Source organism: Thermoleptolyngbya sichuanensis A183 (assembly GCF_013177315.1).
In the GTDB taxonomy this organism is placed as follows: Bacteria; Cyanobacteriota; Cyanobacteriia; order Elainellales; family Elainellaceae; genus Thermoleptolyngbya; species Thermoleptolyngbya sichuanensis.
In genome coordinates, this window is sequence record NZ_CP053661.1 from 2747596 (window position 1) to 2768078 (window position 20483).

A 20483-nucleotide genomic window follows, 5' to 3' on the forward strand; every position below is an offset into this window, starting at 1 on the left:
GCAACCCCTACTAAACCTTACCGCATCAAACTGCTTCAATCGGTTTCCCAAAGATTCTGTCGGTAAATTTCACATACCAGGCAGCCGCCTGCACTTGAATAATGTACGCCATTGAAATGATTAGCGCAATTTCTGAACCCTCCTTGCCAAAAGCCGTCATTGCGATCGCCAAGGCAATCGATAGGTTCCGCATGACAGTTCCATAAACTAGTGCGATCGCATCATCCCGATTAAAAAACAGCTTGCCCACGATCGTACTCAGCAGAAAGTTTCCACTATACACAATTGCCAACGGCAGGAGCAGGGACACCAGCATCCAAGGATTTGCCACAATTCCCTTCGCACGCAATGCCATCGCAACAAATACTACCCCCAATACGCCCAAGGTCGAGAAGGCAGGAAACTTCTGCTTCAGGTTTTTATTGTACTTATTCTGTCCAACAGTTGTTATCAGGATGCGCTGAGTGACAATGCCCAAAACTAAGGGCAAGAACACAATCACCAAGATTTGTTGGAACACGCTTGCCAAAGGAATCTCCACCACAGTTCCCATCAACCACTGGGCATAAAATGGAGTAATGATCGATCCAGCAATTAAGCCGACAACGGTCATTTTGATCGCTGCACTCACATTTCCTTTCGCAAACCCTGTCCAGGAAATCGTCATGCCGCTGGTCGGCAGCAGAGCCGACAAGAGAAGTCCTAGCGCAATCAGCGGCTGATCATGGAAAAACCATTGTCCTACAAAATAATCAAAAAAAGGAATCACTGCAAAGTTAATCAACTGAGTGACAATTTGCACCCTATAGTCACCACCTGAAAAAACCTCCTTCACCTGCAAGTTGATCATCATGGGATAAACCCAGAAGTGTTGAAAGATAGCTCAACATACAAAAAATAGGGGCAGAATATCTGCTTGACTGACAAAACAGGTTAAAGCTGGAACGAAAGCCATGCGGGAAGCAGAGCATGATTTAGGCTGAGAAGTAACCACACAAACCAGTCAAATCAATGTCACCGACTTCCCGTCTTTATGATGCGTTGAATGATTTTCTGCGTCAATGCGACATGCAGTGGCAGGATGCTCGCCATCTGCAAACACTGTGCTGGATGATCATTGGCATGATTGGAAGCCAAAACGTTCATCTCAATGGATTTGGGGTGTATGTGAGGAGTCGCGCTCAAATGGCTCAATCCCACCAACGCCGGTTTCGCCGCTGGTTGTCGAATCGGCGGATCAATGTCGCGTCCGCTCATCATGCGCTGATTGGGCAGGCTCTGTCCAACTGGCAGACCCAACGACTCTACTTAAGCCTCGATACAACGGTCGTATGGAATTGTTTCTGCATCGTCTGGGTCGCAGTGGTGTACCGAGGAAGAACGGTTCCGGTCGCTTGGAAAGTGGTGGCGCAATCAAGCAGCACCGTCAGGTTGTGGACGATTCAACGGGTACTGCGGCAAGCGCAACGGCTGATGCCCGAGGGTGTCGCGATTGTCCTTTTGGCAGACCGAGGGTTTGCCGATGGCAAGTTGATGAAATACCTCCGGGAGAATCTGGGTTGGCATTTCCGCATCCGCATCAAACGCTCCTTCCAATTTCAGCACCAAGGGCAGTGGCGCCAGGTATCGTCGGTTCAATTGCAACCAGGACAAGCTTACTTTACGCCTGCAGTGTCGGTGGGTAGAACAAAGCCCTACGACAATGTTTACCTTGCCTTTGCCCACGACAAACTCAGCAGCGAGAATTGGACAATTGTGAGTGATGAGCCGACGAACTTGCAGACGTTTGCCCAATATCGACTGAGATTTCAGGTGGAGGAGTCGTTTTTGGATTTGAAGTCCAACGGGTTTAATCTCGAAGCCTCCAGACTCAGAGACAAGGTTGCCCTTTCCCAGTTGTGTGGGGTAATCGCCTTGACGATGCTGTTCTTAGTTCTCCAAGGGGTGCAAGTGGTCGCATCCGGCAAGCGTCGCCAAGTCGATGCTCACTGGAAGCGCGGCATGAGTTATCTCAAGCTGGGCTGGAATTGGATTCGGCTGGCTATCACTCACCAGTGGAAGATTCACGTTTATCAGTTCCTCTCCTGTTCACCTGACCCTCAACCTGCCATCGCATCAAGGCGACAACACGATGACTCCCTAAAGCGTGAATTCACTGTCCTCAGCCGTATTCCAGCTTCTTAGTTTTGTCAGTCAAGCAGGGCAGAATATTGTATTCTAGCCCCCAGCAAACAAAAACAATGTTTAAGATGCTAGTGTCATTTCCTGCGCTTGTCAAACCGATACTCAAGCAGTTGTGCCCACATAACTATCCTGTTTTGAACTCTCGCTTATTCTTTGAAATCTGGTTGACCTTCGTTTTAGACCAGGGTTTAACGAGCATGAGAAGCCTGTTTTATCGTCTCAACAAAGCAGGAATCAAGGTTGATATTTCCACCTTTTCTAAAGCCTGCAAGACTCGACAGGATGAACACTTTTGTCGCATCTACGCTGAGCTCATAAGACAGCTAAAACAAAAAAATCCAGCGACAGCACAGATGCTGTTTTCCATTGATTCAACGGTCATCACATTGACAAGCAAGTTGTTCTGGATGCAAGGCTATCATCAAGTCAAATTGCTTAATGGAGTCAACTTAACGCAAGGTAATCCCAGTGAATGCCTGATTCATTTTGGTCAAGGACATGACGCAAAATTTGCTGACAGAGTGACAGGAATGATTCCTGAAGATGCCATCGGCGTCATGGATAGAGGCTTTGCCAGTTGGGATTTCCTTGACCAATTAAGCCAGGATCAGACTCGCTTTGTTGTCCGCCTTAAGAACACGATGAAGACCGAGTTTGAGCATGAGCGATATCGAGTGGTTTGGTTTTGTGACTTAGAGAGCCAAACGGAGTTTCGGCTGGCGACCAATGTAGAACTGATGACGAATGAAGAGATTAGTGAAGTCTATCGCCATCGGTGGCAGATAGAAGTGCTGTGGAAGTTTCTAAAGATGCACTTGAAGCTAGATAAACTAATCTCTAAGAGTGTCAATGGAGTCACCATTCAAATCTACATGGTGTTGATTGCCTATCTGATTCTGCAATTGATAGAAATTCCAGAGTTTTATGGTCATCAATTACTAGATAAGTTGCGCTATTTGCAACTTGAATTGAGTCGTCGTTGTTCGATTGTCCATTGGAGCTACGATCTGCTGCCAGAGACACTCGTAGGAGCTTCGTAGGGTTGAATGTAAAGTTTTATGTCTCAATTCAACACTTCTGGGATAAACCATGAGGAAGGTTAGAGGAATAATGGCTGCTTTTAGGAAACGAGGGTCAACAATCACGCCAAAGAGAATGCCTGCGATCATTGCAGAGGGAATTGACCAAACAAGCTGCTGCTGAATGAGAGAAAGAAGTTTCCACATGAGCGTTTGTTGATGATTCGATATTGATGATTTGCTCGTTGAATCAAGCGTGAATTAAGTCACGGGTTTGAGTTGTGCTTTGTGGACGTTGAGTCTACTGCTGCGGGTCGCTGGGCGTGCAGAGAAGCCATTCGTTTGGCGCGAATGCCATCATCAGAGGCATCAAATAGCCCAGCAAGGGGTAGAACAAGCCCCCAATTACAATTAACGGGAAAAATCCCAACATAATCCATTGAGAACGCTTGCCTTTGGATTTTTTAGCTTTGGCTTGTATCGTCATTGAAGTGCCTTCCGTCTCAACTCAACTAACTATATAACTAAATAGTTATCAAAAAGACAATAGGCAATTGTACTTGTACACTGAACTTTAGTTTGGACTAACTGGCATCACAATAATGCTCAACAGGATGCCATAAAGAATCTGCTCAACCGTTCATAACAGTTGAACTTAAGGAATTGGATACAATCCTGCTCGCAGTTAAGCTGCTGTTGCAACCGGACTGTTCAGGGATTGTTCGGATGTCTTGCGTTTCGAGGCTCGTTTTTTGACCATCGGATAGCAGGGACGAGGAGTTGGCTTGTGCCCCTTGCCTCGTCCTGGCGATTTACCACGAGGTTTAGGCGCAGGAGCAGGGGTGCCAATCGCTGCCAAAATGCCTGCAAACGCTTGTGCGACCCGACCCGGAGTCAACGTTTCTTGCGGTGCCTGCCAGGGCAAGGGGTGGTCAGTACAGTCCTTTCGCGCTAACCACAACTGCCAACTGAGCAACGGCATCAGGCTGCTCCACTGTTCGGTTGCCGATACAGAACTGAACTGGGGATGTGTCCAATATAGCCTCTGCTTGGCAAAGCGATACCAGTGTTCAATGGCAAAGCGACGGAGGTAGTGCAACCACAGGGTTTCTAACGGAGGCATCTGCTCACCCAGCCAAACTAACCACAAAGGAGCCAAGCGTCGCGTGCTGCTCTGTGTCTCCAGCACCTCCACGCGCAACACTTCCATTGCCCGTTTGGGGGATTTGCGGAAATGGTATGCACTCCAACGACTGACCCGCACTCGTCCCCAGTTGGGATCATCGACTTCAACGGTTTCGACCGGGACACTCCAAGTGTCAGGGTCATTGAGTTTCATCTTATGTCCATGCTTGGCAGGTGCGCCTCGCCCTCGATACGCTGGGGGCGCGCCATAGACACATCGATTGGATGTAACCCGCAGCAGCAAGTCTGCCTCAATCCCTGCCGTTTGGTTGACAAAACTGGCATTGCCGTACCCTCGGTCGTAGATCGCCAACGGACGCACCGCTAACTGCCGAGTCACTTGTTTGAGTTGGAATGCCGCTTTACTGGCGGGTGTTTCAAAGCTGGTGATGCGCTCATGCCGCAATGGTAATGCCCAACTGCCCCTGTCTTCAGCAATCCAGGCTAAGGTACTGTAGTTTTGTCCGGCTATCGGGGCATGTCCTGTTCTGCCTGATAAGGTGCGGTCTTTCAAACGCCTGGCAGCAGGACGGTTCCACCGACTCGCATCACCTGCCAACAACGGTTGCTGCTGAGTCGGTATCTGCTGCACCAACAGCTTCAGCACCTTTGATCGGGGTAGGCGGCTATCGCGCAACGCTTCATAGGTGCTCGACCACTGGCGACGAAAGACAGGACTCTGCGATAGCCTCACAAACGACACGATGCACGCACTCACTAACACGGCATCCATCAGATCAAACAGGGCATCTCTGGCGTTTCCCAAGCTGGCATACAACGTTTGGCGAAATTGCTGAAGTTCGTTGAAAATCATGGGGTCAATGTTGGTTGTACTTCATTGACCTTACGGCAGTCGGTGCTTCTCATTGACTGCCTTCCTCTTCACCATTAGTCCAAACTAAAGTGAGGCGTGTAGGCTTCCAAAACAAAGGCTCCACCCGTCACCAATCCTGCGACAGCAGCGCGGTGCAACGGAACCCGCACTTCGGGCGGTAGATGGGCAAAGATAGAGACAATCCCTTGCCATTGGTTGGGATGAATCGTGTACTCTTTCAAATCAGCACAACAGATTTCGAGGCTAACCCCCCGCTCATCCGCTAATCGACGCGCCTTCTGCAAGCCAACGCTGGAAAAGTCAACCGCCGTGACCGAGTAGCCCTTCTCTGCCAGGAAGACTGCGTTTCGCCCTTCCCCTTCCGCCAAGCACAGAACCCATCCCAATGGAATGCGATCGACAACGCTGCTCAAAAAATCGTTGGCAGTTGTGCCATAGACATAATCCTCTACCTCGTAGCGCTTATCCCAGGGGTTCATGATCAACTGAGTCTTAACTAAATTAGGTCAACGCTTTCACTTTAGTTTGGACTAATGGTGAAGAGGAAGGCAGTCAATGAGAAGCACCGACTGCCGTAAGGTCAATGAAGTACAACCAACATTGACCCCATGATTTTCAACGAACTTCAGCAATTTCGCCAAACGTTGTATGCCAGCTTGGGAAACGCCAGAGATGCCCTGTTTGATCTGATGGATGCCGTGTTAGTGAGTGCGTGCATCGTGTCGTTTGTGAGGCTATCGCAGAGTCCTGTCTTTCGTCGCCAGTGGTCGAGCACCTATGAAGCGTTGCGCGATAGCCGCCTACCCCGATCAAAGGTGCTGAAGCTGTTGGTGCAGCAGATACCGACTCAGCAGCAACCGTTGTTGGCAGGTGATGCGAGTCGGTGGAACCGTCCTGCTGCCAGGCGTTTGAAAGACCGCACCTTATCAGGCAGAACAGGACATGCCCCGATAGCCGGACAAAACTACAGTACCTTAGCCTGGATTGCTGAAGACAGGGGCAGTTGGGCATTACCATTGCGGCATGAGCGCATCACCAGCTTTGAAACACCCGCCAGTAAAGCGGCATTCCAACTCAAACAAGTGACTCGGCAGTTAGCGGTGCGTCCGTTGGCGATCTACGACCGAGGGTACGGCAATGCCAGTTTTGTCAACCAAACGGCAGGGATTGAGGCAGACTTGCTGCTGCGGGTTACATCCAATCGATGTGTCTATGGCGCGCCCCCAGCGTATCGAGGGCGAGGCGCACCTGCCAAGCATGGACATAAGATGAAACTCAATGACCCTGACACTTGGAGTGTCCCGGTCGAAACCGTTGAAGTCGATGATCCCAACTGGGGACGAGTGCGGGTCAGTCGTTGGAGTGCATACCATTTCCGCAAATCCCCCAAACGGGCAATGGAAGTGTTGCGCGTGGAGGTGCTGGAGACACAGAGCAGCACGCGACGCTTGGCTCCTTTGTGGTTAGTTTGGCTGGGTGAGCAGATGCCTCCGTTAGAAACCCTGTGGTTGCACTACCTCCGTCGCTTTGCCATTGAACACTGGTATCGCTTTGCCAAGCAGAGGCTATATTGGACACATCCCCAGTTCAGTTCTGTATCGGCAACCGAACAGTGGAGCAGCCTGATGCCGTTGCTCAGTTGGCAGTTGTGGTTAGCGCGAAAGGACTGTACTGACCACCCCTTGCCCTGGCAGGCACCGCAAGAAACGTTGACTCCGGGTCGGGTCGCACAAGCGTTTGCAGGCATTTTGGCAGCGATTGGCACCCCTGCTCCTGCGCCTAAACCTCGTGGTAAATCGCCAGGACGAGGCAAGGGGCACAAGCCAACTCCTCGTCCCTGCTATCCGATGGTCAAAAAACGAGCCTCGAAACGCAAGACATCCGAACAATCCCTGAACAGTCCGGTTGCAACAGCAGCTTAACTGCGAGCAGGATTGTATCCAATTCCTTAAGTTCAACTGTTATGAACGGTTGAGCAGATTCTTTATGGCATCCTGTTGAGCATTATTGTGATGCCAGTTAGTCCAAACTAAAGCTTTAAGCGAGTAAAACCGGACGGTACAGCGGGGATTTATTTACGTCTTGTTGCTTTTCCTGGCGTTTCAGAGGTGGATCACACTCGCCCGCTCAAATTAATCAACTCGCTAGGAAAAACTTGGACAGCCCATGATGCATCGCAACAAATCTTCACAGATGCTACTCATCCAGAACCGAACGTGGCCCAGTATGACTTGCAGCCAATCTTGATACAATTAGACCCTGCGGTGCCATTCCGATTGGAAGTTCCCAAACCTGATCAAGCTAGTACGACACTGAATATTCCACCGGCGCTAATTGAAGAGTGGCGATCGCTACTTGAGTATGAAAACCTGTGAAAAAGTAATGAAACTTGAACAATGTTGCACAATCAACGTTTCTTTAACTCTATCTATGGCCCCGTAAAGTCCTGGCGATTTGGGCAGTCTTTGGGAATTGATCCAATCGGCGCAGTTTCAACCTGTTCCTTCAACTGCGTGTACTGTCAGCTTGGCGAAATTGAATATCAGACCACAACTCGACAAGTTTTCATTTCAACTGAACAAATCCAACAAGATCTACAACCTTTTGCGCCCTGGGATGTGGATCTTGTCACCGTCAGTGGCAGCGGCGAACCTACGCTAGCTCAAAATTTGGCGGATATTCTGACGGCTGCCAAAGCAATCACCAAGAAGCCCCTGGCTGTTTTAACCAATGGTAGTTTACTTACCGATCCAGATGTTCGAGCAGATCTGATGATTGCCGATCGCGTTTCGGTCAAACTAGACGCGATCGCCCCCAGCTTCTCCCAACGCATTAACCGCCCCCTCGATGGCTTAGACCTCGGACGACTTTGGGCAGGGCTGTGGCAGTTTCGGCAACAATATTCAGGCATCCTATCGATCCAAACCATGCTGCTCTCGACGTGGAGCGATCAACAACAAGCTGACTACATCACGCTGATGCAAAGACTGCTGCCCGATGAAATTCAGATCAACACGCCTACCCGTCCGAAGCCAACTCGTCACGAACTGGATGCACGGGGCAACCATACTTCAGGATCTCGACCTTACCCTGTACGTTCCCTCAGACCTGTGAGCGTAGAGCAATTGCAAATTTTTTGCGATCACATTCAATCTGCGACAGGGATTCCCACTCGCTATCCTCAGCACCAACTCATCCCTTCCACGCAAGCATAAAGAGTAGCAACAATGCTAAATTCTCAGGAAAGAGCCGCGCTAAAACGAATGGAAATTCCACCGGGTCACCTCAACATCATGGGCTATGTAGATGAATCAGAAGTGAACGGCCCTGGTTGCCGTGCGGTGATTTGGGTACAGGGCTGTTTGCGGGAATGTCCAGGATGCTTCAATCCAGCATCCTGGTCGTTTGAACAAAATCAAATTGTGAGTGTTGATGACTTGCTGTCCAAAATTTTGGCGAATCCACGCAACGAAGGAGTGACCTTTTCAGGTGGAGAACCATTCTGGCAAGCACCCGCTTTGGCACAACTGGCCCATCAAGCCAAAGCGCAGGGGCTGAATGTCATGTCATTTACCGGATTCACCCTAGAGGAACTGCAAAGAGCTGATGCCCCAACCGGCGCACAGGCATTGCTAGATGAATTAGATATTTTAGTGGATGGCCCCTACGTTGAATCGCTGGCAGTGCATACGCCAGATTCCCTGGTGTCTTCGCGCAATCAGCGAGTGCATGTGTTCAATCCTGCCTTTCGCGATCGCCTCAACTGGGCTAGTGATCAAATGGAAATTCACATTCTCAAAGATGGCAGCCGATTGATCACAGGCTACCGGGGTCAGATGAATCTGACGGAGTAAGAAATTGGTTAATTGAACAAGGTGATTAATTTAGCAAAAGCAAGTTGAATAAATAGCCAACACTGATAATTCCCAAAGTCATCAAGCTAATAAAGACAGTTAGAAGCTGAGGGCGAAGCACCCTTTTCAGAATCACAATCTCCGGAAATGAAAGCGCAGTGACCGCCATCGTAAAGGCTAAAACCGTACCTAACGGCATCCCCTTGTTGACCAACGCTTCAGTAATGGGCATCACGCCCGCAATGTTGGCATAAAGTGGTACGCCCAAGACCACAGCTACCGGAACAGCAAGAGGATTATCAGCACCAGCTAGCTGCGTCACCAGCGTCGTCGGCATATAGCCATGAATGCCTGCCCCGATCGCAATCCCTATCACTACATACAGCCAAACCGACTGAAAAATTTGACTTGACTGAAACCACCCTTGCTGCAAGCGTTGTTTCCAAGTAAGGCGAGGGGATTGAAACGATTGAGCCAGTTCCTGGCTTTGGTGCGATCGTTGCAGTTCCCAAACAAACGGTTCAACCCAGTGTTCTAGTTTGAGCCGTCCGATCGCATAACCCGCAATAATCGCTAGCCCAACGCCAAAACCAATATAGAGCAGAGTTACCCTCAGTCCAAACAATCCCCACAGCAGAACGATTGCAACCTCATTCACCATCGGTGCTGAAATGAGATAAGAAAAAGTAACTCCCAATGGAATTCCGGCTTCCAAAAAGCCAATGAATAAAGGGACTGCGGAACAGGAGCAAAATGGAGTAATAATTCCCACCATTGCTGCCAAAATATTCCCGCTCAGAGTCCGCTTACCAGACAACCAATACCGCACCTTTTCCGGTTGCAAAAAACTCTGAAATGTACCGACCAGAAAACTGATAGTGATCAGTAAAGTCAATACTTTCGGCACATCGTACAGAAAAAAATGGAGGCTAGCCCCCAGATGAGAGTCTACAGATAGCCCCAACAGGTGGGTGACAATTTGAGTTGCCAACCAATCGAATGGATAAAACGGATCAAGCATGGCTCATCCTCCAGGAATTAAGCCTTGAGGAGATGCTGAATTTCAGTCGGTGTCAAAACCTTACCTTTGCTGACCACCTGAGAGTTAATCGCCAGAGCAGGCGTAGACATCACACCACGCTTGGCGATTTCGATGGGATCAGTGATGTGCAACACCTCAGCCTCTAGAGCAAGGGCAGCGATCGCTTCTCTCGCGTTGGCTTCTAGCTGCTGACACTTTTTACAACCGGTTCCCAAAACTTCAATCTTCATCGTTTCCATGATTCTGTCTTCATTTGCCTCTACAATCTGTGACTAGCGTAGAGCTTATACATAGGTATAAGGTCAAGAAGCATCAGTCAGAATTTAGATCGAGGTTAGCCTGGAGACCTTTCCAGCACCACACACTGATGAGTTGGATCAGCATGATCAAGATTGGTGTGGCACTGCTCTAATAAAGGAATTAACTCATCATGTAGGGTTTGGAGCTTGTGAATGGTTTCTTGAATCGATTGAACTTTCCGGCTCAGCCGCTCGTAGACAGCCTGACAAGTCAGCGATCGCCCATCCTTGAGTGCCAAGATGTCCTTAATTTCGTCCAAAGTTAGGCCTAACGATTTTGCATGGGTAATAAAAGCAAGCCGTTCTATATCTTCCTGGCGATACAGCCGATAGCCTGCCTGAGTTCGTGGGACAGGGGGAATTAGCCCAATCCGCTCATAAAAGTATAGCGTTTGGGGGTTGAGTCCTAAGTGACGCGAAACTTCGCCAACCTGAAACAGGGTCATAACTCTAGTCCACTCGAATTGCGTCAGTTCTGAGTTCATGCTATACCTCATCTCTTTAGTCCAAAACTAAAGGGCACCTCGATTAATTGCCTTATTGAGAATTTTAGGAGCCTGAAAATCTCGTTTTCTCGTAGCCATTCTCAAGAGAATCTGAATTTTTCGAGGTGCCCTTAAGCTTTAAGGCAAATTTTTCGTTTTCCAATACATAGCCATATGGTGATATAATTATAAAAAGCAAGATTGTTGTGAAGTAAGTAACCTTTCAGGTTGTCTTGCAAAATTCTGTAACCCTTAACCCCTCTACAAAAGGAGATCCCTAATAATGCTATTTCGCCAACTTTTTGATGAAGCCACCTGGACTTATACCTACCTGATTGCTGACCCAGACACGAAGGAAGCCATCCTGGTCGATCCCGTGGCCGAACAAGTGGAGCGCGATCTGCGTATCTTGAAAGAATTGGGACTGACTCTGCGCTACTGTTTGGAAACTCACATCCATGCTGACCATGTTACGGGTACGGGCAAGCTGCGGGATGCTACAGGATGTTTGGGGATCGTTCCTGCAAATGCCCAAGCGACTTGTGCCGATCGCTTTATCCAGGATGGCGAAGTGCTGCAAATGGGTTCAATTCAGATTGAGGCGATCGCCACTCTGGGCCACACCGACAGCCACATGGCGTATCTGGTCAACGGGACGCATCTGTTGACGGGTGACTCCCTGTTCATTCGCGGCTGCGGACGTACCGACTTTCAAAGCGGCAATGCCGGGGCCATGTACGATGCCATCACCCAACGCCTGTTTACCTTGCCGGATGAAACGCTGGTATATCCAGGACATGACTATAAGGGCGAAACGGTCTCTACGATCGGCGAAGAGAAGCAGTGGAATCCTCGCTTTGTGGGGCAAACGCGGGAAAGCTTTGTTGACCTGATGGCAAACCTCAACCTGCCCAATCCCAAGAAGATTATGGAAGCGGTGCCCGCTAATCAGGAATGCGGCAAAGTGGCGATCGCGGCTCGATAGAGACGGCTACTTCATCAGTGAGTGTACTGGGAACCTGTACGCCCCATAGGTTCCCAGCACGTTTTTACCCAAGTCCTTATCCAAAGCTTTAATCCAAAGCTTTCAGAACTTACGCACTTGCGATACGCTCTTTAGGTTTTGGACAGTTTCTCACGGGCTGCGCCCGTGAGAAACTGTCCAACTGCGTAAGTCCTAGCTTTATCCAAATCGGATTCAGCGATGCCGAAATAGGGATTACTCTGTGTAGTGGACTCCAGAAACCTTACCTCGGAACACGATGTAGTTGTAGATGTTGTAGAACAGCATGATTGGAATCAGAAAGCCAATAAAGATAATCATGAAAACAAGTGCGCTGGGAGCCGCTGCTGCTTGATAGATAGTGATATCAGGCGGAATGATGTAGGGAAACACAACCAATCCCAATCCTACAAAAGTAAGCAAAAAGAGTAAGATCGTCCAAATTAGCGGAGTCACTTCAGCTTTCCGATTCAAGCTCCTCAGCAATAGCCCAACTAGCACGATCCCCAATGCAGGAATCAGCGCAAAGATATATACTTCTGGCTGATGAAACAGCTTGGCTCTGGCGTTTTCATAGACCACAGGCGTGACGATCGTAATCAAGACTGCACCAATTAAGGTAGTGATGGCTGCTAGCTTTGCAGTGCGGTAGTGCGTGTTTTGAAGTTCTCCGTCGGTTTTGAGGATTAGGTACGTCGAGCCAATCAAAACATATCCTTGAATGAGTGTGAGAGCGACCAAGAGCGATCGCCAATCGAGCCAGTCCCAAATGCTTCCAACAAAGTGGCCAGCTTCATCGACCGCAATTCCCTCCAAAACACTACCTAAAGCAAAACCCTGAAACAGGGCTGCCGTAAAGCTCCCCACACCAAACGCTAGATTCCAAAACACCTTGTTGGTGGAATGTTCTCGAAATTCAAAAGCAACGGCTCGAAAAATCAAACCAAAAATCATCCCAAAAATTGGAATATAGAGTGCATTTAAGATCGTGCCGTAGGCAAGGGGAAACGCTCCAAATAAGGCTCCGCCCATCAGTACCAACCAAGTTTCATTCGCATCCCAAACATTTCCCAAGCTGGTCATGAGAATGCTGCGTCGTTCTTCATCAGAACTCGTCAGCGACAAAATACCCACACCTAAATCAAAGCCATCTAGCATGACATAAAGGAACAGGAACAGAGCCAAGATGACAAACCAGACCTGTGTTAGAAAGTGTTCTAAATTTTCCATACTCTTATCAAATGAGTGAGGTCTACCCTTGCCAAATACTTACTCAATAGGCTCATCCTTACTGCTGGGCTTCAATAGGGCGTTGGTCAGGAATAAATTTAGCGGGTTCTGTCTCTACCGCAGGTTGATTCTCGATTCCCGGCACAGGCAATTCTAGGTTGGGGCCCTGACGAATAATGCGACTGCCAAAAAATAGCGCACAGATAAACAGGGTCGTATACACGGCTGCAAAAACTAGCAGGGATGTCAACACCTCGCTCGCAGGCAAGTTGGAAACCCCCTCCGCTGTGCGAATTTGCCCGTACACCACCCAGGGCTGTCGTCCTACACAGCGCACAATCCATCCCGATTCTACGGCAATGTAGCCCAAGGGAGCCGCCAGTAGCCAGGTTCGCAATAGCCACTTTTGGTGGGCGATCGCCTCTGGTGCAAACTTGCCCCGCAGCCATTGAATCACACTCACCCCCATCAAGCCCGCCAAGAAAAAGCCAATCCCGCTCATGATGCGGAACGAGTAATAAACCAAGCCCACCATTTCGGGTCGGTCGTCTGGCTGCCATTCTTTAAGGCCCAAAACAGGTTCAGAGAGGTTTTTCTTAAACTCCAAAATGTAGCCCAGTCCATTAGGAATAGAAATCTCCCAGTCGTTTCGCTCCAGCTTGTTGTTGGGCAACGCCACCAAGCTCCAATCCGCAGGTTGTCCCGCTGGGCTGGTTTCCCACTTGGCTTCCATTGCGGCTAGCTTAGTTGGCTGGTAGTGCGCTACCTGCTCGGCACTGAGGTGCCCAATGTAAATCTGCAAGGGAGTGACGGCGATCGCCACTGCCACTGCAATTTTGAGCGATCGGGCAAAGAACTCAGGATGGCGGTGGTTGAGAATATACCAGGCACTAATTCCGCCAATGACAAACAGCGACGTTTCCAAGGTTGCGAAGAACATATGGGAAACGCTGATGAACATGAAGGGATTCAAAATCGCCTGAAAGTAGTCATCTACAATGAACTTTCCGTTGACAAGCTCTCCACCTGCGGGTGTTTGCAGCCAAGAATTTGCCACCAAAATCCAAAATGTGGAAAGGTTCGCACCAAAAGCAACCATAATGGTGGAGAAATAATGAATGACTGGATGCACTCGCCCCCAGCCAAAGAGCATAATCCCCAGAAATCCAGCTTCGAGCATGAAGGCCATTGCGCCTTCAAACCCCAGAATGCTGCCAAAAAAATCGCCCACTGCTTCTGAAAAAGGGGCCCAGTTCGTGCCGAACTGAAACTCCATGGGCAAGCCAGAGGCAACACCAATGCCAAAGTTTAGAACATATAGTTTCGACCAGAAACGGGCGTGGCGGTAGTAATCTGGATTTTTCGTCCTCAGCCACAATCCTTCAACCACAACAAGGTAGATTGCCATACCTGTTGTAAGAACGGGCCAGAGCATGTGAAAGATAGCCGTCAAAGCAAACTGCATTCGCGACAGTGCGACAGTATCAGCCCAGATAGCCATAGTTGCCTCATTGACAAGAGTTTGGACAAGAGTTTAGAACGGATCGGAACGAACAGGCAAGGGACAATTCTCATCGCTTGATGAGAACAAAAACGGCGACCGCTAACACGAAGTAACCGAACCCTTTTTCAAGCTGCTTGGCACTGACGAATTGATTTAAGTAAGATCCTAGAAGAATCCCAGCGCTAGAGGCGATTGTAAAAGACAAAAGCAAGGTCCAATCAATCGGAACATGACCAAAGTATCCGGCAAACCCAGTAACGGATTTTAGCGCCAGGATAATTAGGGACGTTCCCACAGCTTCTTTCATGGGGGTTTTTCCTAGCAGCACCAAGGCCGGAATCACCAGAAACCCACCCCCAATACCGATGAAGCCTGTGAGGGTGCCAACGGCAAGACCTTCCAGAGCAATTGCCAACCATTTAGGAATAACTGTGTGGCGATCAGAATGCCCGGCCTTATCGAGCGGGTTTTCTGATTTGCTGGCTCCTTTGCGAATCATGGTAATTGAGGCGATCAGCATCATGACTCCAAAGGTCACAAGCTGAATTGTAGGGGTGATAAATGGCAACGAGGCTAACCTCGCTCCCAGATAAGCCCCTAGCATGGAAGCAGGCGCAAACAGCGCGATAATTTTAGGATTGACATTGCCTTGTCGCCAGTGAGGAATCGCACCAATCAAGCTTGCAACTCCCACAATGACCAAAGTCATGGCAAAGGCAGATTTTGCAGGGACGGACATGACATAGATCAGCACAGGAGCCGCCAAGATCGACCCACCCCCACCAATCAACCCCAGGCTAATGCCAATACAAATTGCCAGCAAATGCCCAATGACAGTAATTAACATTGATGTATCGTCCTAGAGATGTATGGTTCTAGAGATGTATGGCTGACTGCCTGACACATCTCCTAAAATCCTTGAAACTACGTTACGTACTTCCCCCATTTGAGGCACTTGTGTCAGGCAGCCAAGATGTATGGTTCTAGATTTGTTTGCTAAGCCATGCAAAACTGGGCGATCGCCCAGCCTTAGAAGACTCGTTGCAATCACCACTCCAAAAAATTAGGACGCTCGATGAGCGCCCTAAAACCTCAAACTCAAACGCGCTGGTTGTAAGGCAGTTTAGCCAGCAGCATTCCTAATGCACAGGTATTCGTAATCCCAGCAAACACCAGACCAGCACCCACAAAACCGCTAAGGAACAAAAACCAGGGAGAGACAAACGCACCCAGTAAAGTGCCAGTTACGACCAGCGAACCTGCGACAATCTGTACCTGGCGCATCAGGCTAATGGGGGCACGTTTGTTTACCTCAGTTGGAAACCCGGCCTGCACCCAAGCCGATAATCCACCTTCCAAATGGGTCACTTCATCGATTCCTGCTGCGAATAATTTCTGTGCCGCCTGAGCCGATCGATTACCTGTTCGGCAATACAGCACCACAGTTTTGTTGCCATCCTTGTTGCCATCAAACGGAATGCGATTCGGATCGAATTTGGACAACGGCACTAGGATTGAGCCAGGGATTTTTTCGCCCGCATGTTCAGAGGGTTCGCGAACATCAACTAGCGTGACGGCTTGTTGGCTCAATAAGGTACTCAGGGAGGATGGATCAACGGTTTTTAGGCGATCGCGCTGAGTTTGGCTGGAATAGTTGAAACCGATCTCATTCATGCTCGTCATTAGACGCTCCTAACTGCTCAAAATTTTGAGTGATGTAGTCTACAAAAAATCGCTTGACACCAGGGCGACTGTTAAAGTCCAAGCCCATCGCCGTTGTTCGGTGCAGAAATTCTTCGACGGTCATGCCCCGCTCAACGCCAGACCGCAGCAGCGCAATCCCAGCCGAGCGCAGCCCCAGTGAGCAGTGCATCAAAACTGGCTTTGGGAGCTGATCAACGTGTTCACACACCTGAGCAATAACCTCACCGCTCAGACTAGAGGGATTTACAGGAACATGGGCGTACTGCATTCCCAACGATTCCACAATCTGCGGCTCATCGGGCAGGAATCCCTTCTCCTTTGGCATCCTCAGATTGATCACTGATTTGAAGCCCTGGTGAGATGCCTGCTGCAACTGCTCTGGGCTAAGCTCTCCGGCCACAGAAACGTCTGCGTCTATCCGGTGGATGCCAACTAGCTGCATTTCGTTCATTTCTGCATTCCCATTTCTGTGTTTGAGCTGTCCTCCTGCCCTGCCAAACTGAGTCTTCTAGCTGGTTACCAGCACATTGCCACACTGTTCATTTGCGGGAACAGCTTCCATGATTTTCTTTGGATCAGGCAGATTCAGCCCGTTCATAAACTCTATGAACTGATCGCGGGTTCGCCCTGTAAAGCGCGGGTTCCATTGTTCTTCTTCAGCAATCGTGGAGACGCTGTGGCCGCGATAGTCGTGAGCCGGGTACACAAGCGTACCATCCGGCAGCGTAAACAGGTTCTCTGTTACGGAGTCATACAGTGTCCCTGCATCGCCGCTTTGGAAATCAGTCCGTCCGCAGCCCCGAATAAACAATGCATCGCCCGTTAGCACTCGGTCGCCATTCACCAGATACGCCATGTGGCTATCGGTGTGTCCTGGAGTGGCGATCGCCCGAATTTCAACTTCTCCGACCTTCAAGACTTCCCCATGCCGGATGTGGCGGTTGGCACAAGCAACCTGCGCCTTTTCCGGCACAATCGTTTCACAGCCCGTTAGCTCCCGAAGTTTGCCAGCCCCCGTGATGTGGTCAGCATGGACGTGGGTTTCTAGGCAGTATTTCAAGATCAATCCCAATTCATTAATCAGCTTGTAATCGCGCTCGACCTGTTCAATCACGGAGTCCACCAAAACGGCTTCCTTGGTCTTGGGGTCAGCAATCAAATAGGTGTAAGTCCAGGTGTCTTGATCAAAAAGTTGTCGAAATAGCATCGTTCGTTACCTCGTGAGACGGTGTTGTGCAGAAGGGTTGTGTTCTAGAGGTCGCCTGCAACAAACAGAATGGCGACAACAACCAGGATTGAAAAAAACGTGAGATAGCCAGCAACCATGACTGCGATCGCCCCGTAGCGTTAACTTAGGGATTCCTGCTTCAATTTAATTACCATATAGTAATATAGTTTAAGATTTAATTTTCGTCAAGCCGCCGAAATGGATTTAAGATTTTCTTTAGAAGAGACAACTATATTACCAACTGGTAGTATGGTACACATAGTAAATATCTTACGTCATCAACTCATTTTCTACACCCTTCGTTACATTTGAGGAACTACCGTGTCACCGACTGCACAGCAAACCCAATCAACCCACCCTGCTGAACAGCTTCATCAAAATCTCTCGACCGCCGAGGCGATCGCCCCGCCCGTGAAGCACCACCAAATTGTGATTGTGGGAGGAGGAGCAGCCGGAATCACGGTTGCGGCCCAACTGCTGAAGCGAAACCGCGCTCTGGATATTGCCATCATTGAACCGTCCGACAAACATTACTACCAACCTGGCTGGACGCTGGTGGGCGGCGGCGTGGCTCCGATTGAGAAATTCATTCGAGATGAAAAAGATGTCATTCCCAAGGGGGCAAGCTGGATTCAAGCGCGAGTCGCAAAACTAGACCCCGATCGCAACACGGTCATCACCGAAGCCGGCCAAGCCATTGAGTATGAGTACTTGGTACTATGCCCTGGCATTCAAATTGACTGGCATTTGATTAAAGGCTTAAAAGAAGCGCTGGGTCGAGGCGGAGTCACCAGTAACTACTCCAAAGATTACGCCCCCTACACCTGGGAAACCATCCAAAACTTCAAAGGCGGGAACGCCCTCTTTACCTATCCCGCCACGCCGATCAAGTGTGGCGGTGCGCCTCAGAAAGTGATGTATATGGCCGATGACACCTTCAAGCGCAAGAGCGGTGTCGGAGTGAACACCACAGTGATGTTCTGCACCGCTGGGGCCTCTATGTTTGCTGTACCAGAATATGCAGCCGCTCTGGATAAAGTGGTGGCGCGGCGCGGCATTGTTACCAAGTTCAAGCACAACCTTAAGGAAATCAAGGCAGACACACAAGAAGCAATTTTTGATGTCACCACCGATAACGGCACTGAGGAAGTCAGCATTCACTACGACATGATTCATGTGGCTCCCCCCATGAGTGCCCCCGATTTTATCAAGCAAAGCCCGTTGGCTGGGGCCGGTGGCTGGGTGGATGTTGATCAGGCAACGCTACAACACACTCGCTATGCCAACGTGTTTTCACTCGGCGATGCGTCTTCTTTGCCGACCTCTAAGACAGCCGCCGCAGCCCGAAAAGAAGCGCCAATCGTGGTTCAGAACTTGCTGTCTTTGATTCAGTCGCAGCCGATAACCGCAGAATATGACGGCTATACCTGCTGTCCCCTCATCACAGGCTACAACTCAACCATCATGGCAGAGTTTGCCTATGGTGGAAAGTTGGCTCCCTCGTTTCCGCTTGATCCGACCCAAGAACGCTACTCAATGTATTTGGCAAAGGCCCATGTGTTGCCCTGGTTGTACTGGAATCGCATGCTAAAGGGTGAAGGATTTGAAGCGGATATTTTCAAGCCCATCAACCGACTGCTCCGGCGCTAAACGAGATTGCGAAGCTAAACGAGATTGCGGAGGGGATGGGCAGCGACCATCCCCTCAAGGATCGGGCAGTTCCCTGTGTTTTAAGGTTGGCGATCGCGTCTACTACACTGGTTCAGATGCCAAGCTTCTGTGCGATTACGGAAACCAAGTGCTGGAAATCATCGCCCTAGATGCAAAAACGAGGCGAGTTGTCTGTCAAACGACTCGTCTCGAGCAAGTTGTCGGAATTGCATTTGATGATCTCAGCAAACGCTAGCGGCTCTGCCTTAGCTGTGATAATTGCTGAAGTTGTTGACTCTGCTGTTCAACTTGCATCGTCAGTGCATCACAAACCAAATCGCACAGTTCAAACAGAAATGGATTGGCAATGCGATAGTAAACACAGACTCCACGCTGCTCGCGGGCAACCACCCCAGCTTGAGTCAGCATTTTCAGATGCTTAGACACATTCGCCTGTCCCAAGCCTGTTTCTTCGATAATCTCTGTTACATTCTTAGCGCCTGTTTTCAGAGAACATACGATCTGAAGGCGACTCACTTCTGATAAAACTTTGAAGAAGTCTGCCATCAGGCTTAATGCTTGGGGAGTGAGTTTAGAAATACCGCACTCATTGACTAGGTTTGCATGGGCTAGGCTCCCATCTACTTGTTCTGGCGCTCTTTCTTGAACCGCAACAGGCTTTCTGGATGATTTTGTAGGCATGGGAGGCATTCCGCAACTTGCGATAGATCCATTTCTTATTACTATATTACCACACGGTAGTAGAACCTGCATAATTAACGGAGAGCGCACAGATGGCACTGTTGGACAGACTATCGGCATTATTGGGCGGCGGGCTGATTGGTCTTAGCGCGACGGTTTTGTTGTTGCTGAGTGGTCGCATTGCGGGCATTAGCGGCATGGTGAATGGGGCAATTACCTTTCGCAAAGCAGAAGCTTGGCGATGGAGTTTTATTTCTGGGTTGTTGTTGGGCGCTGCGCTGTATGAGTATGGCTTTGCAGTGCAGCCTACACCTCGTTCTACGTTTGCACCGATCGCCATGCTTGTGGGGGGACTGTTGGTTGGCTGGGGAACCCGCATGGGAAACGGCTGCACGAGCGGTCATGGGGTCTGTGGGCTGGGACGCTTATCGGGGCGATCGCTGGTGGCCGTCCTCACGTTTTTAATCACTGGAATGCTTACAGTGTTTGTGATTAGACATGGTTTGTGATTAGACATGGTTTGTCTTCAGGACTGTGATCGCAAAATCCAACAAATCAA

Annotated in this window: 21 protein-coding genes and 2 pseudogenes; 9 read left to right on the forward strand and 14 right to left on the reverse strand. The window is 49.5% G+C overall.

From position 1 onward, the window contains the following. Positions 1-25: 25 nt before the first annotated feature. Positions 26-862: pseudogene (locus HPC62_RS11445) on the reverse strand (arsenic resistance protein); the annotation flags it as partial. Between the two features lie 149 nt (positions 863-1011). Here HPC62_RS11445 and HPC62_RS11450 point away from each other — a divergent pair. Beyond that, entirely contained in the window at positions 1012-2184 is a 1173-nt protein-coding gene (locus HPC62_RS11450; RefSeq protein WP_172355768.1) for a transposase, read from the forward strand. Between the two features lie 65 nt (positions 2185-2249). Further along, the gene (locus HPC62_RS11455) at positions 2250-3224 is read left to right on the forward strand and encodes a transposase (protein ID WP_172358810.1); all 975 of its coding nucleotides are present in this window, start codon (positions 2250-2252) and stop codon (positions 3222-3224) included. 280 nt (positions 3225-3504) lie between these two features. Here HPC62_RS11455 and HPC62_RS11460 read toward each other — a convergent pair whose 3' ends face one another. The 3 genes and pseudogenes from HPC62_RS11460 to HPC62_RS11470 form a co-directional block, all read right to left on the reverse strand. Continuing rightward, positions 3505-3690, reverse strand: coding sequence for a hypothetical protein (locus HPC62_RS11460; RefSeq protein WP_172355770.1), 186 nt, complete (start codon positions 3688-3690; stop codon positions 3505-3507). 198 nt (positions 3691-3888) lie between these two features. Further along, a complete protein-coding gene (locus HPC62_RS11465; protein WP_172353244.1) occupies positions 3889-5202 on the reverse strand; it encodes an NF041680 family putative transposase in 1314 nt (437 codons plus the stop codon). A gap of 92 nt (positions 5203-5294) precedes the next feature. Beyond that, positions 5295-5702, reverse strand: a pseudogene (locus tag HPC62_RS11470) (SAM-dependent methyltransferase); the annotation flags it as partial. A 129-nt stretch (positions 5703-5831) separates the two neighbouring features. On the opposite strand from HPC62_RS11470, the gene HPC62_RS11475 reads away from it, so the two are divergent. From HPC62_RS11475 to HPC62_RS11490, 4 genes are all read left to right on the forward strand, one after another. Continuing rightward, the gene (locus HPC62_RS11475; RefSeq protein WP_172353244.1) at positions 5832-7145 is read left to right on the forward strand and encodes an NF041680 family putative transposase; all 1314 of its coding nucleotides are present in this window, start codon (positions 5832-5834) and stop codon (positions 7143-7145) included. Between the two features lie 147 nt (positions 7146-7292). Continuing rightward, positions 7293-7598 (forward strand): DUF3122 domain-containing protein, encoded by a 306-nt coding sequence (locus HPC62_RS24300; protein WP_172358910.1) that lies wholly within the window; start codon positions 7293-7295, stop codon positions 7596-7598. Positions 7599-7619: 21 nt separating this feature from the next. After that, positions 7620-8438, forward strand: coding sequence for a radical SAM protein (locus tag HPC62_RS11485; RefSeq protein WP_172355774.1), 819 nt, complete (start codon positions 7620-7622; stop codon positions 8436-8438). 12 nt (positions 8439-8450) lie between these two features. Next, complete coding sequence (locus HPC62_RS11490) at positions 8451-9077, forward strand: 4Fe-4S single cluster domain-containing protein (protein WP_172355777.1); 627 nt, start codon at positions 8451-8453, stop codon at positions 9075-9077. A gap of 25 nt (positions 9078-9102) precedes the next feature. On the opposite strand, the gene HPC62_RS11495 is transcribed toward HPC62_RS11490, so the two are convergent. From HPC62_RS11495 to HPC62_RS11505, 3 genes are all read right to left on the reverse strand, one after another. Next, a complete protein-coding gene (locus tag HPC62_RS11495) occupies positions 9103-10098 on the reverse strand; it encodes a permease (RefSeq protein WP_172355779.1) in 996 nt (331 codons plus the stop codon). Between the two features lie 17 nt (positions 10099-10115). Next, complete coding sequence (locus HPC62_RS11500) at positions 10116-10358, reverse strand: thioredoxin family protein (protein ID WP_172355781.1); 243 nt, start codon at positions 10356-10358, stop codon at positions 10116-10118. 95 nt (positions 10359-10453) lie between these two features. Next, on the reverse strand, positions 10454-10858 hold the full coding sequence (locus tag HPC62_RS11505) for a heavy metal-responsive transcriptional regulator (protein WP_172358911.1): 405 nt from the start codon (positions 10856-10858) through the stop codon (positions 10454-10456). 328 nt (positions 10859-11186) lie between these two features. Between HPC62_RS11505 and HPC62_RS11510 the strand changes: the two genes are divergently transcribed. Next, entirely contained in the window at positions 11187-11888 is a 702-nt protein-coding gene (locus HPC62_RS11510; RefSeq protein ID WP_172355783.1) for an MBL fold metallo-hydrolase, read from the forward strand. A gap of 234 nt (positions 11889-12122) precedes the next feature. On the opposite strand, the gene cydB is transcribed toward HPC62_RS11510, so the two are convergent. From cydB to HPC62_RS11540, 6 genes are all read right to left on the reverse strand, one after another. Then, complete coding sequence (gene cydB, locus HPC62_RS11515) at positions 12123-13136, reverse strand: cytochrome d ubiquinol oxidase subunit II (RefSeq protein WP_172355786.1); 1014 nt, start codon at positions 13134-13136, stop codon at positions 12123-12125. A 58-nt stretch (positions 13137-13194) separates the two neighbouring features. After that, the gene (locus HPC62_RS11520; protein WP_172355788.1) at positions 13195-14637 is read right to left on the reverse strand and encodes a cytochrome ubiquinol oxidase subunit I; all 1443 of its coding nucleotides are present in this window, start codon (positions 14635-14637) and stop codon (positions 13195-13197) included. A 70-nt stretch (positions 14638-14707) separates the two neighbouring features. After that, complete coding sequence (locus HPC62_RS11525) at positions 14708-15487, reverse strand: sulfite exporter TauE/SafE family protein (RefSeq protein WP_172355790.1); 780 nt, start codon at positions 15485-15487, stop codon at positions 14708-14710. 251 nt (positions 15488-15738) lie between these two features. After that, positions 15739-16323, reverse strand: coding sequence for a rhodanese-like domain-containing protein (locus tag HPC62_RS11530; RefSeq protein WP_172355792.1), 585 nt, complete (start codon positions 16321-16323; stop codon positions 15739-15741). Next, positions 16307-16795: a beta-lactamase hydrolase domain-containing protein gene (locus HPC62_RS11535; protein WP_172355794.1), complete on the reverse strand. Its 489-nt coding sequence runs from the start codon at positions 16793-16795 to the stop codon at positions 16307-16309. The genes HPC62_RS11530 and HPC62_RS11535 overlap by 17 nt, the downstream gene beginning before the upstream one ends. 57 nt (positions 16796-16852) lie before the next feature. Beyond that, positions 16853-17551: an MBL fold metallo-hydrolase gene (locus HPC62_RS11540; RefSeq protein WP_172355796.1), complete on the reverse strand. Its 699-nt coding sequence runs from the start codon at positions 17549-17551 to the stop codon at positions 16853-16855. Positions 17552-17893: 342 nt separating this feature from the next. Between HPC62_RS11540 and HPC62_RS11545 the strand changes: the two genes are divergently transcribed. Continuing rightward, complete coding sequence (locus HPC62_RS11545) at positions 17894-19222, forward strand: NAD(P)/FAD-dependent oxidoreductase (RefSeq protein WP_228721613.1); 1329 nt, start codon at positions 17894-17896, stop codon at positions 19220-19222. A 252-nt stretch (positions 19223-19474) separates the two neighbouring features. Here HPC62_RS11545 and HPC62_RS11550 read toward each other — a convergent pair whose 3' ends face one another. Further along, complete coding sequence (locus HPC62_RS11550) at positions 19475-19924, reverse strand: ArsR/SmtB family transcription factor (RefSeq protein WP_225910538.1); 450 nt, start codon at positions 19922-19924, stop codon at positions 19475-19477. A 92-nt stretch (positions 19925-20016) separates the two neighbouring features. Here HPC62_RS11550 and HPC62_RS11555 point away from each other — a divergent pair, with 92 nt between their 5' ends. Further along, on the forward strand, positions 20017-20433 hold the full coding sequence (locus HPC62_RS11555; RefSeq protein WP_172355798.1) for a YeeE/YedE family protein: 417 nt from the start codon (positions 20017-20019) through the stop codon (positions 20431-20433). Positions 20434-20483: the final 50 nt, after the last annotated feature.